The sequence below is a fragment of the Bacteroides caccae genome, assembly GCF_002222615.2.
Lineage (GTDB): Bacteria > Bacteroidota > Bacteroidia > Bacteroidales > Bacteroidaceae > Bacteroides > Bacteroides caccae.
Map to the genome: position 1 here is coordinate 1,770,971 of NZ_CP022412.2, position 18,150 is coordinate 1,789,120.

Here is an 18,150-nt window from a genome sequence, read left to right on the forward strand (position 1 = left end):
CCGTGGAACTCTGTGCTACTCTGTGGCGAAAATGTTATATTTGCACCAACTAGTAGAAACCTCTTATCAAATAAACTTATGACAAACTTATTATTGTTAGGCTTTTTGCCCAGCGGTTCCGAATGGATTATTATTGCTTTGGTTATTCTTCTTCTTTTCGGTGGAAAGAAAATTCCTGAACTGATGCGTGGCTTGGGTAAAGGGGTCAAGAGCTTCAAGGACGGAGTAAATGAAGCGAAAGATGAAATAAATAAGGCGAAAGACGAAATTGACAAACCGGCAGATTCAGCTAAGTAAAGAAGAAAGTTCGAATGGCAGAAATGACCTTTTGGGATCATTTGGATGAACTGCGTAAGGTACTCTTTCGGGTGATTGGGATTTGGTTCGTGTTGGCGATAGGCTATTTTATAGCTATGCCCTATCTTTTCGATCATGTGATACTGGCACCTTGCCACAATGATTTCATATTCTACGATTTATTACGATACATCGGACAGAAATTCGATCTGACTGATGATTTTTTCACGCAAGATTTTCATGTGAAGTTAGTCAATATTAACTTGGCTGCTCCTTTTTTTATCCATCTGTCAACGGCTTTTATGTTGTCGGTAGTGACTGCCATACCCTATCTCTTTTTTGAAATATGGCGTTTCATTAGTCCTGCCCTTTATCCCAATGAACGTAAAGGAGTACGGAAAGCCCTGACAATAGGTACATTCATGTTCTTTATCGGTGTTTTGTTGGGGTATTTTATGGTCTACCCGTTGACACTTCGCTTCCTTTCTACTTACCAATTAAGTTCAGAAGTAGAAAACATTCTCTCGCTCAATTCATACATTGACAATTTTATGATGTTGATTCTCTGTATGGGACTTGCTTTTGAACTTCCGCTGGTGACTTGGTTACTCTCTTTGTTGGGAATAGTCAACAAGTCTTTCTTGCGGAAATATCGTCGTCACGCTGTTGTTGTCATCGTGATAGCCGCTGCTATAATCACTCCTACGGGCGATCCCTTTACGTTGAGTGTGGTAGCTATTCCTCTTTATCTGTTGTATGAAATGAGTATTTTGATGATAAAAGACAAGAAGGAAGAAGATATAACAGAAGAAGTTTAAATATCGTCGGGTATTTGAAGGCACTCATTTGCATAAGAATTAAGATTTATCACGTACCTTTGTTTTATGGAAGCAAATGAAGGAATAGAATCTTATGAACTACTGCTGGCTGTTTGCCGGGAGAAAGGTGTGGAATTGGTTGTTGGCTATAAACAAATGCGTGATTTGTTGGAACGTATTTGTCGTTCGGAGATGCAGAATGAGAGTCTGCAAATGACCGACCTTTCCGCCAGAATCAGTTTTGTAGGTGCCAAAACCGGACTTACTTATGCAGAGCAGAATCGTTTGCATACATTCCGTCTGACTTCTAATCGGGTTTTGAATCACCAGCTTGTTCCTACCCGGGAGAATCTTTTGCGAGACGTCAAGACATTGGCTTTTCTTATCCGTAAATTGTCCGGTGAAGATGTTCCTGTTGAATTATACCGTTTGCTACCCCGTACTGATGCAACTTATCTGGTTGCACCTCCTGCCCTTGAACGTGTGCAACGGATGCGCGTCTGCTTTCAGTATGCCGATAAACAATATTTATATGTAACTCCGTTGGATGAAGTATCGGAGAAACCTTATTTGGTTCGCTATAACATTCCTCAGATAAACGAAGAATTTGCTGAAACCTGCCGGCTGCTATGGCAATATGCCCAAATAAATCTATTAGACGTTGCGGTAGATGAAGCGGGCGTATTGACCCCTTCATTTATCGTTCTCGAACCGGATTACCTGCTTGACATCAGTTCCCTTGCCGAATGTTTCCGCGACTACGGGCATCATCCGGCAAACTATGTTCTTTCCCGCCTTCAGCCGATTGAGAATGCACGCCCTTTGTTGCTGGGAAACATTGCCAACCTTTTTCTGGATGAATGGATTCATGCACAGGAAGAAGAAATTGATTACCGTGCGTGTATGCAGAAAGCTTTCCGGCGCTATCCTATCGAATTGGCAGCCTGTCCCGATTTGCGTGACAAGGAAAAGGAACGCCGGTTCTTCGATGACTGTAAACTTCACTTTGAGCATATCCGTGAAACGGTAAACGATACTTTCCATGCTGCCGGATACGAACTGGATAAGACGGATGCTGTGCTCGAACCGTCTTATATTTGCGAAGCACTCGGACTGCAAGGGCGTCTCGACTATATGCAACGGGATATGTCCTCCTTTATCGAAATGAAATCGGGTAAGGCTGACGAATATGCTATCCGTGGCAAAGTGGAGCCGAAAGAGAATAATAAAGTGCAAATGTTGCTTTATCAGGCAGTCCTGCAATATTCTATGGGAATGGACCACCGGAAAGTGAAAGCTTATCTGCTATACACCCGCTATCCGTTGCTTTATCCTTCCCGTCCTTCCTGGGCACTGGTGCGTCGGGTGATCGACTTGCGCAACCGCATTGTTGCTGATGAATATGGAATTCAGTTACGGAATAGTCTGGAGTATACCGCGCAGAAACTAGAAGGCATCAATTCCTTCACCTTGAACGAGCGAGGTTTGAAAGGGCATTTTTGGGAAACCTACCTGCGTCCTTCCATTGACAATTTCCAGTCGAAATTGAAAGCACTCTCTCCTTTGGAGAAAAAATATTTCTATGCAATATATAACTTTATAACAAAAGAACTTTATACCTCCAAATCCGGAGATGTGGATTATGAGGGACGCACCGGAGCCGCTTCCTTGTGGCTTTCCACTTTGGCGGAGAAATGCGAAGCAGGAGAGATTCTTTATGATTTGAGAATTAAGGAGAATCATGCAGCCGATGAACATAAAGCCGGTCTTACGTTGGCCTTCCCTCCGGAAGAGAAGGTGGGAGGAGAAAGAACTTTTCTCCCTAATTTCCGTCAAGGCGATGCCATAATCCTTTACGAACGGAACTCTGATACAGATAATGTTACTAATAAAATGGTATTCAAAGGAAATATTGAATATCTGACGGATCATGAAGTCGGAATCCGTTTACGTGCTACACAGCAAAATCCTTCCGTACTTCCTGCCCGGAGTCTTTATGCGATAGAGCACGATACGATGGATACCACTTTCCGTTCGATGTATCAAGGATTATATGCTTATCTGTCTGCTACGCAGGAACGGCGCGATTTATTGCTTTCTCAGCGCCCGCCGGAGTTTGACGAATCATTGGATATACTCATAGCTCAAGCGGAAGACGACTTCACCCGCGTTGCATTGAAAGCGAAAGCTGCAAAAGATTACTTCCTGTTAGTCGGTCCTCCGGGGACGGGTAAGACCTCCTGTGCCCTGAAGAAAATGGTGGAGACTTTCCATACCGATAAAGACTCACAAATTCTTCTACTTTCGTATACCAATCGTGCTGTTGATGAAATATGCAAGTCGCTTGCTTCGATTCGTCCTGCTGTCGACTTTATCCGTGTAGGGAGCGAATTATCCTGTGATGAAGCATATCGCGGACATCTGATCGAAAACGAGTTGGCATCCTGTACACGCCGTGCCGATGTTTATGAACGTATACGTAATTGCCGTATCATGGTAGGAACTGTGGCCGCCATTTCGGGAAAGCCCGAACTCTTTCGGTTGAAGCACTTTGATGTAGCTATCGTCGATGAGGCTACTCAGATATTAGAACCGCAATTGTTAGGTATTCTTTGTGCACACGGCGAAGGCGACAGGAATGCGATAGATAAGTTTATCCTGATCGGTGATCATAAACAACTTCCTGCCGTTGTCCTGCAAAAAGCGGAGCAATCTGCTATCTATGACGAAACATTGTTGGCTATCGGGCTGACTAACCTGAAAGACTCTTTGTTTGAACGTCTTTATCGGAATTGCCCTGCCGTTCACCGTTCACACGATATGCTCTGTCGTCAGGGACGTATGCATCCCAAAGTCGCCTTGTTTGCCAACCGGGCTTTCTATGGCGGACATCTGATACCGGTAGGCCTGCCGCATCAGACAGAGTCATCCGAACACATTTCCCGTCTTGCTTTTTATCCTTCACAGCCGGAGAAGGCGGGCGGGTCGGCCAAGATAAATTATTCCGAAGCCCGTATTGTCGCAGGTCTGGCAGCTCAAATCTATGAATCTCACCGGACAGACTTTGACGATTCCCGTACTTTGGGAGTTATCACACCTTATCGCAGTCAGATAGCACTTATAAAAAAAGAAATAGAAGCGTTAGGGATCCCGGCGCTCAATCGGATATTGGTTGATACTGTCGAACGTTTTCAAGGTAGCGAGCGGGATGTGATTATTTATTCCTGTTGTATTAATAGTTATTATCAGTTAAAATTTGTGTCGAATTTAACAGAAGAGAATGGAGTGCTGATAGACCGGAAATTGAACGTAGCCCTTACTCGTGCAAGGAAACAGATGTTTGTGACAGGAGTCCCGAAATACCTGAAATCCAACCCGCTTTATGAAAGTTTATTAAATTTAATAGAGACTCAGGGGTAATTCGCTAATTTTTGCAGATGTTAGTTTTTATTCTCTCTTTATGCAATTCATTAACACCTTAATAATGAACAAACGCCTATATTTGCAACACGTTTTTTTCATAGAGATTTAGATTTAAGGTTAGAAGAATTGTGGAAGTCGTGAGACTTCCCTTTTTTTCATCTTAACGATTACTATCCTCCATTATTAGAATGCTTCTTTTTCATTTTAAAAGCAGGAAGTAATGTAGAATAAGTAATCCTAAAAAGCCTTCTTCGTGAGAAGAGGCTTTTTTGTTTTACTAGAATATTTTGTTTTACGAAAAACAGGAAGGTATTATTAATTGGATACCTTCCTGTTTCATTTTATATCAGATGATAGATTAATCCAATACGATAGGTTTGTACTTCGGTACTAATGCCTTCATAATCACCCAGCCTACCAGGTAAGCTACCGCACAGATACAGAACATAATGAAATATCCGGCAGGCTTGCCTTCGAATCCCATAAATGTCATGTGCGTTTCGTCGGCATGAACAAACAGCAGACCTGCACCGAACTGCATCAACATGGAACCTACACCACCGGCCATGCCACCGATACCTGTAATACTTGCAATAGCGGTTTTCGGGAACATATCACCTACAGTAGAGAAGATGTTAGCCGACCAAGATTGGTGGGCAGCACCGCCGATACCGATAAGGATAACCGGGAACCACGGAGAGAATGTACCCAATGGCTGTGCCAGCAATACCACCAACGGGAAGAAAGCAAAAATCAACATTGCCTTCATACGGGCAGCATAAGGATTCATACCTGTCTTATTAATAAAGATAGTCGGGAGCTTACCGCCATAGATAGACAACATTGTTACGGCATAAAGGGTGAAAATCAAAGCCATTCCCAGTCCATCGGAAGTCTTGATGTCAAATTGAGTATTCAGGTAAGACGGAGTCCAGAACAAGAAGAACCACCACACACCGTCGGTCATAAACTTGCCGGCAGCGAAAGCCCATGTCTGCTTGTAAGTGAAACATTGAAGGAAAGACATCTTCTTTTCTTCTTTCACCTCTTCAATCACAGGGGCAGCGCCTTCTTCATATTTATCCTGTTCGATATAATCAAGTTCGGCTTTGTTGACGTGTTTACTCTTTGAAGGAGCATCATACATGAATACCCACATACCCATCCAGACAAAACCAAGCGCACCGATTACGATAAATGCCATTTCCCAGCCCCATGCTTTTGCGATCAACGGAATGGAAACGGGAGCGATCAAGGCACCAATAGAGGCACCGGCGTTAAAGATAGAAGTAGCGTAAGCGCGGTCCTTTTTAGGGAAGTATTCAGCCGTTACTTTGATAGCAGCCGGGAAGTTGCCCGCTTCACCGAGTGCGAGGATACAGCGAGCGGCAAGGAAGCAGTACATACTGACGGTAGCCAGTACAACAACGACGTCACCGGTAGCAGCCATTAGTTCGGCTGCGCTGTGCAAACCTACATATTGTTCGGTCACAATTCCGCAGAGTGCGTGCATACAAGCACCTGCCGACCATACACCGATTGCCCAGAGATACCCTTTTTTGGTGCCCATCCAGTCGATGAAGCGACCGGCAAACAGCATACATATTGCATATACAATAGAGAATACGGAAGTGATAGTACCGTAGTGTACTTCATTCCAATGGAATTCCGGTTTGATAAATTCGTCCCAGGTCAGCGATAGCACCTGGCGGTCGAGATAATTAACTGTTGTTGCAAAAAATAGCATAGCACAGATAGTCCATCTGTAGTTTGTCATTTTTTCGCCTGTTTTTTGAAATGCATTCATGATAATGGATTTAATAGATTTTGATTTGCTGACAAAGGTCGGTATTTCGAATGAAAGTTATTTGTAATAATTGGTCAAAATCATGTATAATTCGTTGCATTATAGGATGATTTTGTTGCATAGTATATGTCAGGTGTTACATTTGTATTCTTTGGGAGAAGAATATGATAAATCCGGAAAACTTCATTCTTTCCTTATACAGAGGAATGAATGAAGTTTCTCGGATTGTTTATATGGTTGCAGAGATGCGCAATGATTAGCGCATTTCTGTATATTTAATCTTATCCATATCTCCGTAGTCGAGGTTTTCACCAGCCATGCCCCAGATGAACATATAGTTGCTTGTTCCGGCAGCAGCGTGGATAGACCATTCCGGTGACATGATAGCCTGTTCGTTCTGCATCCATACGATGCGTTCTTCCTGAGGCTCGCCCATGAAGTGGCAGATAGAGTTGCCGGTCGGTACATTGAAGTAGAAGTATGCCTCGATGCGGCGGCTGTGAGTATGTGCAGGCATCGTGTTCCATACGCTACCCGGTTTCAGTTCCGTCAATCCCATTTGCAGTTGGCAAGGACCTTCTTCAAGTACATTGTTTACAATCAACTGGTTGATAACGCGGTCGTTGCTTTCTTCCAATTTTCCGGCAGGGAAAGAGTTGGCTTTCAGAGAGCCTTTACGTCCGTCAATCGTAATTAACTGCGTTTTGTATTCTTTGTGAGCAGTAGCAGAGTTGATGTAGAACTTGGCAGGATTGCTTGAGTCTTTGCTCTTGAAAGTCACTTTCTGCTTGCCTCTACCAACGTACAGTGCATCTTTGAACTTCAATGTATATTCTTTGCCGTCTACGGTCACGATTCCTTCGCCACCTACGTTGATAACCCCCAGTTCGCGGCGTTCAAGGAAAAACTTAGCTTTCAGCGGATCGATTGTTTCCAGTACCAGTTCTTTTGTTGTAGGCACGGCACCACCGAAGATAAAACGGTCGTACATAGAATAAGTAACGTTGATTTCGTTCGGAACCATTACTTTTTCCATAAGGAAGCTACTACGCAGGCGGTTTGTATCATACGTTTTCACGTCTTGCGGATTGCAAGCCACTTGCATCTTGTAATTCACCTGGGCAGAAGCAGACATCGCTGCGATACCCAACATCATTGCAATTGCTAATTTTTTCATCTTTCGAATCTTTATTTGAATTATATATTATGTACTATTTGTTGTTCAATGCTTCTTTTGCATCATTTCTCGTCATGCGGATACGGTTGTAGATAGCCATTCCGAGTGCGAGTACCACGAGGATTGCCGGGCCGATAATCTTCAGGCTGTAAGTCAGGTGGAAGATACCCCAGCAGAAAAGACTGGAAGCAAAGTCGAGTGCGCCGCCTTCAAAGCCTGCGGGGATATTCACTGTCGGGTCGCCCGTAGCAGCATATACGTCTTTTGCGGCCAGGGTGAAGAAACCTGCCAGTTCCGTTACGAAATACAAACCTACGATTAATGCTACCAGTCCGATAATAAACGATTTCACTACATTACCTTTCGTGATAGGCAGAATCATCGGGAACAGGTAGAACATACCCGCCAGAGATGCCAGCGGAAGGAACCGGTTGCCCGGCAGAATGACTGCAAGGAATATAGTTACGGGAATCAAAAGCAGGGATACCACCAGTGTCGTCGGGTGTCCGATAACCAAAGCGGGGCTCATACCGATACTCAGTCCGGCACTGTTCTTATATTTTTTTGCGATCAGTTCGCGAGTAGCGTCGGAGATCGGTTTCAGACCTTCGATAAAGAGGCTGGTGATACGTGGAATCAACTCCATTACCGCGCCCATTTTGATACCCAGACCTAATATGCTCGGAATGCTGTCTACCACTTCTTTCCAGCTTCCGCAACCCAGTGCGCCGATACCGCAACCAATTACGATACCCAGAAACAAGGGTTCACCCATTAAGCCGAATTTCTTTTTCAATCCTTCAGAGTCGATATTCAGTTTGTCGAATCCCGGAATTTTATCCAATAGTTTGTTGATTACGATAGCAAACGGAACGAAACTTTGGCAGAAAGGTTGCGGGATAGAGATTCCGTCCATTTTATCATAGAACTTCTGAAAAGCAGGAGCGGTAAGGTCTGCCATTACCAGCGTGATGATGTAGCAGATGATAGCTGCAAAGAATCCCCAATAGATATTGTCGGAAGCAAAGTATACGATAGCGCCGATAAATGCAAAGTGCCAGTAGTTCCAAAGGTCGATATTGACGGTACGGGTTGTTTTAGTCAGCAACATTAATAAGTTAATTCCCAGACAAACAGGGATGATGAAAGCACCGACTGAGGTATTGTAAGCTACCGCCGCAGCAGAAGGCCACCCCATGTCGAAAATTCCTAATTCCAATCCGTAGATTTCAACCATTTTACTTAATGCCGGACCCAGACTGCTGGTAAGCAATGCCGTCACTACTGATAAACCAACGAAACCGACACCAACCAACAAACCGCTCTTGAGCGCTTTGGGAAGTTTAATACCGATACATACTCCTAAAATCGTGAAAATGATCGGCATCATTACTGCCGCTCCAAGACCGATAATGTACTTAAATACTTCTTCCATTCTGTTCTATTTTTCTCTGTTTTAATGATAATTTACTGTGTTTCCCCAGAGGGCATTAGTTTTAAACCGTGCCAAAAGTAAGACCTTTTTTGCTTTCTTCCAAAACGAAACTCTTAATTTATCAGATATTGCATCAAAAATGGACATTTTTGACGTTTGCGTGCACAAAAATAGTCGTTTCCGTACACGAAAAACAAAAAATGCACCTAGTTGATTAAAAATTCCTATCCGGTTTGGAAGAAATACACTACTTTCGTAGCGTGAAAAACGAGTATGTTGAATCCTTAAAATAACAAACCATGAGACGAACCCTTGCATCTGTTCTTTTTATATTGCTTACACTGGCTGCAATCATTCCCCCGATGTCGGCGCAGCAGGTAGATAAGAAACTCCCCTGGTCTGTACGAATGACTCAATCAGAAATGATCCGTTGGCCGGAATCTTGGCAACTCGACTTTCAGCCTAAGCTAAAGTGGGATTATTGTCACGGTCTTGAATTGGGAGCCATGCTTGATGTCTATGATACGTATGGTGACAAGAAAATCCGCGACTACGCCATTGCATACGCAGATACAATGGTGCACGCCGACGGAACGATTACCGCCTATAAATTAACCGATTACAGTCTGGATCGCATCAATTCCGGGAAAATTCTTTTCCGTATTTATGAGCAAACCAAAGATCCGAAATACAAGAAAGCGCTCGATCTGCTTTACAGCCAGTTTGAAGGACAGCCCCGTAATGATGATGGCGGTTTTTGGCACAAGAAAATTTATCCGCATCAGATGTGGCTGGACGGACTTTACATGGGAGCTCCTTTTTATGCAGAATATGCATTCCGCAACAACCTTCCGAAAGACTATGCGGATATAATTAACCAGTTTGTCACTTGCGCCCGCCATACTTACGACCCGAAAAACGGACTTTACCGTCATGCGTGTGATGTTAGTCGCACCGAACGTTGGGCGGATCCGGTCACGGGGCAGTCGAAGCACTGCTGGGGACGTGCTATGGGGTGGTATGCCATGGCGTTGGTAGATGCGCTGGATTTTATTCCGAAGCACGAAGCAGGGAGGGATTCGCTGCTTGCTATTCTGAATAATATTGCTGTGCAGGTAAAGAAACTGCAAGACCCGAAAACCGGAGGCTGGTATCAGGTCATGGATAGAAGCGGAGATCAAGGAAACTATGTCGAATCGTCCTGTTCCGCCATGTTTATCTACTCCTTGTTTAAGGCTGTCCGCAAGGGATATATTGATAAATCTTATCTGGATGTAGCGTTGAAGGGCTATAAAGGTTTCCTTGATAATTTTATCGAAGTGGATAGGAACGGCCTGGTAACCATAACCAAGGCTTGTGCAGTAGCCGGGTTGGGAGGAAAAGTATATCGTTCCGGTGATTACGACTATTATATTAATGAAACAATCCGTAATAACGACCCCAAAGTTGTGGGGCCATTTATCATGGCTAGCTTGGAATATGAACGTTTACAAAAGTAATTTATGCCGATGAAAGGAACTATTTTTAAAGGGATATTGCTAATTCTCTTTCTTGGTGTAGGAGAAACGGCAGTTTATTCGCAACAACAGCAGCGCAAAGATACGTTGGTCGTCACACGCGACGGGACAGGAGATTACCGCAATATTCAGGAAGCAGTGGAAGCGGTCCGCGCTTTTATGGATTACACGGTGACAATTTATATCAAGAACGGCACGTATAAAGAGAAGCTGGTAATTCCCTCTTGGGTCAAGAACGTTCAGTTGGTAGGCGAAAGCGCCGAAAATACGATTATCACCTACGACGACCATGCCAATATTAACAAAATGGGAACATTCCGCACGTACACCGTCAAGGTATCGGGCAACGATATTACTTTCAAGGACTTAACGATTGAAAATAATGCGGCTCCTTTGGGACAGGCCGTGGCACTTCATACCGAGGGTGACCGGCTGATGTTCATAAACTGCCGTTTTCTGGGAAATCAGGACACTATCTATACCGGTTCGGAAGGGGCACGGCTCTTATTTACCAACTGCTACATCGAAGGTACTACCGATTTTATCTTCGGACCTTCCACTGCACTTTTCGAATACTGTGAGCTGCATAGCAAACGTGATTCGTATATCACTGCCGCTTCTACTCCTCAAAATATAGAATTTGGCTATGTCTTCAAGAATTGTAAGCTGACTGCTGCTCCGGGAGTGAAAAAGGTCTATCTGGGCCGTCCGTGGCGTCCGTATGCAGCGACAGCTTTTATTAACTGTGAGTTTGGAAACCATATCCGTCCCGAAGGTTGGCACAACTGGAAGAATCCGGAGAATGAAAAAACAGCCCGTTATGCCGAATTTGGCAATACGGGCGAAGGCGCAAAGACTGAAGGACGTGTGGCATGGGCCGAACAGCTTACAAAGAAAGAAGTATTGAAGTATACACCGGAGAATATCTTTAAAGAAGATAGCAATTGGTATCCTTATAAATAGGAACAGATAAGATGTCCGATCGGTTGGGGAGCTTGAAGCTTTTGTTTCCTAAGCTCGAAATCCTGGTTCCGAGGCGGGGAACTGTAGTTTCTCTATGTGGGAACTGGAGTTTCTGCGTGTGGAAACTAGAGTTTCTAACGCTTGAAACTAAAGTTTCAGAGCCTTGAAACTGAACTTGTTCAGGTGCAAGACAAAATGTTGCAGGTGGCAGATAAAACGAAGAAGAACTAAAAGAGCGTGAAGAATATGAAAACACTAGGGGCTAAAATGATAGGATTACTGGTAGCAGCCTTTATCCTCTGTTCCGCATTTCGTGCGGATAAACCGGTCGTAACTGTCTTTATGATAGGAGATTCTACTATGGCCAATAAGAAACTGGACGGAGGAAATCCCGAACGTGGCTGGGGAATGGTACTTCCCGGATTCTTCTCCGAGGATATCAGGATAGATAATCATGCTGCCAATGGTCGAAGTTCCAGAAGTTTTATCAGTGAAGGCCGCTGGGAAAAAGTCATTTCTAAGGTGAAAAAGGGAGATTATGTCTTTATCCAGTTCGGGCACAATGATGAAAAAGCTGATCCCACCCGCCATACCGATCCCGGAACCACCTTCGATGATCATCTCCGTCGCTACGTGAACGAGACTCGAGCCAAAGGGGGAATCCCCGTATTGTTCAATTCCATTGTCCGCCGTAACTTTGTTCAGCCTAAGGACACTTCCATTTCAAAAGATGTCCGCCGGACACCGGGGGAAAGTGAACCGCCCAAAGAAGGAACCGTTTTATTCGATACTCACGGAGCTTATCTGGATTCTCCGCGTAATGTGGCGAAAGAACTCAGAGTTGCATTTATTGATATGAATAAGATAACACACGACTTGGTGGAAGGACTCGGTCCGGTAGAGTCAAAGAAACTGTTCATGTTCGTCGAACCGGATCAGGTTCCCGCCTTCCCGAAAGGCCGCGAAGACAATACTCATCTGAATGTATATGGTGCACGTGTGATTGCCGGGTTGGCAGTAGAGGCAATCGGCAAAGCAGTTCCGGAACTGGCACCATATATCCGCCACTATGATTACGTGGTGGCACAAGACGGAAGCGGTGATTTCTTCACCGTTCAGGAAGCGATTAATGCGGTTCCCGATTTCCGTAAGAACATCCGTACCACGATTCTGATACGTAAAGGTACTTATAAAGAAAAGATTATCATCCCCGAAAGCAAGATTAATGTCTCCTTGATCGGAGAAGAAGGCGCGACGTTGACCAATGACGACTTCGCCAACAAGAAAAATGTATTTGGCGAGAACATGGGAACTTCCGGTTCATCGAGCTGCTATATTTATGCACCGGACTTTTATGCAGAGAATATCACTTTTGAGAACTCCGCCGGTCCCGTCGGGCAGGCAGTTGCCTGCTTTGTCTCCGCCGACCGTGCCTTCTTCAAGAACTGCCGCTTTTTAGGTTTTCAGGATACCCTCTATACTTACGGCAAGCAAAGTCGTCAATATTATGAGGACTGTTACATCGAAGGAACAGTTGATTTCATTTTCGGTTGGTCTACGGCTGTCTTTAACCGTTGCCACATTCACAGCAAACGGGACGGCTATGTGACCGCACCTTCTACCGACCAAGGGAAAAAGTATGGCTACGTCTTCTATGATTGTAAGCTCACCGCATCACCTGAAGCGAAGAAAGTATATCTCTCCCGTCCCTGGCGTCCGTATGCCCAAGCCGTATTTGTCCGTTGCGAACTGGGACAGCACGTCCTTCCCGAAGGCTGGAACAACTGGGGGAAGAAGGAAAACGAGAAAACTGCTTTTTATGCAGAGTATGACAGTCGTGGTGAAGGTGCCAATCCGAAGGCACGTGCCGCTTTCTCCCATCAGTTGAAAACTCTTAAAGGATATGAGATAGAAACAGTGCTGGCCGGTGATGACGGGTGGAATCCGGTAAAAAACGGAAATCATCTGTTAGATGTAAAACGTTGAACTCTTATGCCTGAAACTGAAAACTTGTTTTATTGAATAACCTGTTTCTGCTAAATAGCTGGTAAAGATAGTATTAAAATCCTGTTATTTTTCTATCTTTACGCCACAGAACCGAGTGATATGATGAAGAAAACTTTACTTTCAGTGATTCTCCTGCTAGCTATTGTGTTCACGGCACATACACAGCAGCATTGCTTTTTCACCCATTACTCTACTGAGGACGGACTGTCGCAAAATACAGTCATGAGCATTCTTCAGGACCATAAAGACAATCTTTGGTTTGCCACCTGGGATGGTATTAACCGTTTTAATGGGTACACTTTCAAAACTTACAAGGCACGACAGGGAAATTACATCAGTCTGACCAATAATCGGGCGGACCGTATGTATGAAGACCGTTACGGTTTTCTCTGGCTGTTGACCTATGACAACCGCGTTCATCGCTTTGATCCGAAAACGGAAACTTTCGAGCAAGTGCCCGCTGCCGGTGAGGAGGGGAGTGCATTCAATGTACATACCATTGAAGTAATGCCGAACGGAACTGTCTGGCTGCTGACGGAAAACGACGGTGCGATTCGCATTCTGACTCATCCCGACGAGAATCATCGGCTGACATGGGATATTTATTCCAATAAGACGGAATTGTTTCCCTCTTTACACGTGTTTAAAGTACATCAGGACAAAGCCGGTAATGACTGGCTGCTGACAGACAACGGGTTGGGCATGATTCGTCCAGGAGACAAAGAACCTGTTTCTTATTTTACGGAAACCAAAGGAAAGCTTAGCGGAATGAACCAGGCTTTCTATGCCGTGCAGGAGCGTGATGAGGATATTTGCTTTGCTTCGGACCACGGACGTGTCTGGGTATATCAGAAAGGAAGCGGAGAATTTGTATTGCTCGAACTTCCGACCAAAGGGCGGATCACCTCCATTCATACGGTTGCACCGGATATGTCGGTCATCACTACGGATTCGGACGGTTTCTTTACCTGTAATCTGAAAACGAAAGCATCGGTACACTATTCATTTCTGACTTGCAAGGAGTTACCTGCCAAACCCATTCTATCGGCTTATGTAGACCGTTCTTCGGAAGTCTGGTTCGAACAGGAAGAACCGGGTGTGGTAGCTCATTTCAATCCGTTTACCGGAGTAGTGACGCGTGAGCAGATTCTTATTGAATATAGTAATCCTGAACGTTCACGTCCTGCTTTTCATATCCATGAGGATGTGAACGGCTATCTGTGGGTACACCCGTATGGAGGTGGTTTCTCATATTTTGATCCTCAGAAGAAGCGGCTGGTTCCTTTTTATAACGGACTGGGCAGCCGTGACTGGCGTTTCTCCAATAAGATTCACTCGGCTTTCTCCGACAAACAAGGGAATTTGTGGATGTGTACCCATTCCAAGGGATTGGAAAAGGTGACTTACCGTAATGTTCCTTTTTCGATGATGACTCCCGTACCGCAGGAATATGAATCACTGCATAATGAGATACGTGCCCTCTGTGAAGACAAACAGGGGAATCTCTGGGTCGGTGTGAAGGACGGTATACTTCGTATATATGACGCCGATCGAACTTATAAGGGATATCTGACGGAAAACGGCATAATTTCCACTGTCGGCACTCCCGTGAAGGGAACAGCCTATTTTATCATTCAGGATTCGAAAGGAGTGATTTGGATTGCGACAAAAGGTGACGGGCTGATCCGTGCCGAGGCAACCTCTCTTTCGGGAATGTCGTACAAGCTGACCCGTTATCTTCACCAAGAGGATGATATGTATAGCTTGAGCGATAACAATGTGTATTGTGTGTACGAAGATCATAACGGGAGAATCTGGGCGGCTACCTTTGCCGGTGGTATCAATTATCTCACGGAGAATGAGGATGGAAAGGTTTTGTTTATCAATCACCGTAACCATTTGAAAGGTTATCCTATTGATCCCTGCTACAAGGCTCGTTTTATCACTTCCGACAATAACGGCCGTTTGTGGGTGGGAACGACGACGGGTGCCGTAGCCTTTGACGAGAATTTCGAGAAACCGGAAGATGTACAGTTCTATCACTTCTCCCGTATGCCGAACGATACACAAAGTTTGAGTAACAATGATGTGCACTGGATTATCCCCACTACGGATAAGGAACTTTATCTGGCTACCTTTGGTGGCGGACTCAACAAACTGATCTCTATCAGTGAAGACGGACATGGGGCGTTTAAGTCTTACTCGGTGCAGGACGGGCTTCCTTCGGATGTACTGCTTTCCATTCGCGAGGACGATAAACAGAACTTATGGATTAGTACGGAGAATGGAATCTGTAAATTCATCCCCTCCGAAGAACGGTTTGAAAGTTATGATGAGCGTAGTATAACTTTCCCAGTACGTTTTAGTGAGGCGGCTTCCACATTGACCGCGAAAGGCAATATGCTGTTCGGTGCCAGTGGAGGGGTTTTTATCTTCAACCCGGATTCTATCCGTAAGAGTAGTTATGTGCCTCCGATCGTGTTTTCTAAATTAACAGTAGCCAATGAGGATGTTGTGCCCGGGGAACAATCGTTGTTGCAGGCAGATATTGATGATACGGAGCAGCTGGTGCTTTCGCACGATGAGAATATCTTCTCTGTACAGTTTGCAGCGCTCGATTATACCAATCCGCAGAATGTGCAGTATGCCTACATTCTGGACGGATTTGAAAAACAATGGACCTTTGCCGACAAGCAACGTAGTGTGACTTATACGAATCTTCCGAAAGGGGAGTATGTGCTTCGTGTCCGTTCTACAAACAGTGATGGTGTGTGGGTAGAGAATGAACGTGTGCTGGATATTGTCATTCTTCCCTCGTTTTGGGAAACTCCGGTGGCATACGTACTCTATGTGCTGTTGATTCTAGTTATCATTCTTGTGGCAGTTTATATCCTGTTTACTATTTATCGGTTGAAGCATGAGGTATCCATAGAACAGCAGATTTCGGATATAAAGCTGCGTTTCTTCACTAATATTTCCCATGAACTTCGTACGCCGCTGACGCTGATTGCGGGTCCCGTTGAACAAGTCTTGAAGAATGATAAGTTACCGGAGGACGTCCGTGAACAGTTGGTGGTGGTAGAGAGGAATACTAACCGTATGCTTCGTCTTGTCAATCAGATTCTGGACTTCCGCAAGATTCAGAACAAGAAGATGAAGATGCAGGTGCAACGTGTGGATGTCGTGCCCTTTGTCCGTAAGGTCATGGATAATTTCGAAGCCGTAGCCGAGGAACATCGGATTGATTTCCTGTTTGAGACGGAGAAACAGCATTTGTTTCTTTGGGTGGATGTGGATAAGTTGGAAAAGATTGTGTTTAACCTGCTTTCCAATGCTTTCAAATATACGCCGAACGGCAAGATGATTACGATTTTTATTCGTGAAGATGAGAATACCGTTTCGATCGGTGTACAGGACCAGGGAATCGGTATTGCGGAAAACAAGAAGAAGTCGTTGTTTGTCCGCTTCGAGAATCTGGTGGATAAGAATCTTTTCAATCAGGCTAGTACGGGCATCGGGCTTTCGTTGGTAAAGGAACTTGTGGAGATGCATAAGGCTACAATTTCCGTTGACAGCCGTTTGGGAGAAGGGAGTTGTTTCAAGGTTGACTTCCTGAAAGGGAAAGAACATTATGACGAAGAAGTCGAATTTATCCTTGACGATGCGGAAGCTCCGGTAAGAATGGGGCAGGTGGTGGACATTGCCAATGCATCGCTTCAATCTGAAACTCTTGTAACGGCAGCTGGTCCGGAGTTTGAGAAATCGTCTTCGGAGGAAGAACCGTTAGCGGAAGATACTTCTAAAGAGTTAATGTTGTTAGTCGAAGATAATCAGGAGTTGCGTGAGTTTCTGCGCAGCATCTTTACTCCGGTATACAGGGTGGTGGAGGCGGCCGACGGAATGGAAGGCTGGAGTAAAGCGTTGAAGTATTTGCCGGATATTATTATCAGTGATGTGATGATGCCTGAAAAGGATGGTATCGAAATGACACGTGAACTGCGTGCGGATATGATGACTAGCCATATACCTATTATTCTGCTTACTGCCAAGACTACTATCGAAAGCAAATTAGAAGGACTGGAGTACGGTGCAGATGACTATATCACGAAACCTTTTAGTGCCACCTATCTGCAAGCCCGTGTAGAAAACTTGTTGATACAGCGCAAGAAACTGCAAAGTTTCTATCGCGATAGCCTGATGCATATCAACATGGCTGCTGTTCCTGAAGATCTGCCTATATCGGCAGAGGGGGAATCAAGAGAAGAAAACAGGACTGAACCGGAGCAGGAAGTACAACCTGCTGTTCCCGATATGTCTCCTAACGATCGTAAGTTTATGGATAAATTGGTGGAACTAATGGAGCAGAACATGGATAATGGCGAGTTGGTGGTGGATGATTTGGTACGCGAACTGGCTGTCAGTCGTTCGGTATTCTTCAAGAAACTGAAAACGCTTACCGGATTAGCGCCTATCGAGTTTATCAAAGAAATCCGTATTAAACGTGCTACACAATTGATTGAAACCGGAGAGTTTAATATGACGCAGATTTCATATATGGTCGGGATCAATGACCCGCGTTATTTCAGCAAATGTTTCAAGGCGCAGGTGGGGATGACGCCGACGGAGTATAAAGAGAAAGTGGGGAGATAATACGAGTTTAGGCACAGAGTTCTTCCTTCATGTGAAGATACTAAAAAGAGAGGTCA

General features: G+C 44.7%; 10 protein-coding genes. 7 read left to right on the forward strand and 3 right to left on the reverse strand.

All coding sequences use genetic code 11. From position 1 onward, the window contains the following. Positions 1-78 precede the first annotated feature (78 nt). The 3 genes from CGC64_RS07020 to CGC64_RS07030 all read left to right on the forward strand — a co-directional run bounded on the left by CGC64_RS07020 (position 79) and on the right by CGC64_RS07030 (position 4,535). Positions 79-297, forward strand: a complete 219-nt coding sequence (locus tag CGC64_RS07020; protein ID WP_005677214.1) for a Sec-independent protein translocase subunit TatA/TatB — start codon at positions 79-81, stop codon at positions 295-297. A gap of 14 nt (positions 298-311) precedes the next feature. Then, complete coding sequence (gene tatC / locus CGC64_RS07025; RefSeq protein WP_005677215.1) at positions 312-1,115, forward strand: twin-arginine translocase subunit TatC; 804 nt, start codon at positions 312-314, stop codon at positions 1,113-1,115. Between the two features lie 66 nt (positions 1,116-1,181). After that, a complete protein-coding gene (locus CGC64_RS07030; protein ID WP_005677216.1) occupies positions 1,182-4,535 on the forward strand; it encodes a DEAD/DEAH box helicase in 3,354 nt (1,117 codons plus the stop codon). Between the two features lie 361 nt (positions 4,536-4,896). Here the strand turns inward: CGC64_RS07030 and CGC64_RS07035 are convergent, their stop codons facing one another. The 3 genes from CGC64_RS07035 to CGC64_RS07045 form a co-directional block, all read right to left on the reverse strand. Further along, entirely contained in the window at positions 4,897-6,345 is a 1,449-nt protein-coding gene (locus CGC64_RS07035) for an MFS transporter (protein ID WP_005677217.1), read from the reverse strand. 256 nt (positions 6,346-6,601) lie between these two features. Further along, entirely contained in the window at positions 6,602-7,522 is a 921-nt protein-coding gene (kduI, locus tag CGC64_RS07040; protein WP_005677221.1) for a 5-dehydro-4-deoxy-D-glucuronate isomerase, read from the reverse strand. A gap of 34 nt (positions 7,523-7,556) precedes the next feature. Beyond that, positions 7,557-8,957, reverse strand: coding sequence for a PTS galactitol transporter subunit IIC (locus tag CGC64_RS07045; protein ID WP_005677222.1), 1,401 nt, complete (start codon positions 8,955-8,957; stop codon positions 7,557-7,559). 362 nt (positions 8,958-9,319) lie between these two features. On the opposite strand from CGC64_RS07045, the gene CGC64_RS07050 reads away from it, so the two are divergent. The 4 genes from CGC64_RS07050 (at position 9,320) to CGC64_RS07065 (ending at position 18,094) form a co-directional block, all read left to right on the forward strand. Beyond that, on the forward strand, positions 9,320-10,456 hold the full coding sequence (locus tag CGC64_RS07050) for a glycoside hydrolase family 88/105 protein (protein ID WP_229030882.1): 1,137 nt from the start codon (positions 9,320-9,322) through the stop codon (positions 10,454-10,456). Between the two features lie 9 nt (positions 10,457-10,465). Next, positions 10,466-11,437 carry a pectinesterase family protein gene (locus CGC64_RS07055; RefSeq protein ID WP_032837965.1) on the forward strand — a complete coding sequence of 324 codons (972 nt, stop codon included), beginning with the start codon at positions 10,466-10,468 and terminating at the stop codon, positions 11,435-11,437. A 246-nt stretch (positions 11,438-11,683) separates the two neighbouring features. Further along, complete coding sequence (locus tag CGC64_RS07060) at positions 11,684-13,423, forward strand: pectinesterase family protein (protein WP_005677228.1); 1,740 nt, start codon at positions 11,684-11,686, stop codon at positions 13,421-13,423. A 120-nt stretch (positions 13,424-13,543) separates the two neighbouring features. Further along, on the forward strand, positions 13,544-18,094 hold the full coding sequence (locus CGC64_RS07065; protein ID WP_005677230.1) for a hybrid sensor histidine kinase/response regulator transcription factor: 4,551 nt from the start codon (positions 13,544-13,546) through the stop codon (positions 18,092-18,094). The last annotated feature ends 56 nt before the right edge of the window (positions 18,095-18,150 follow it).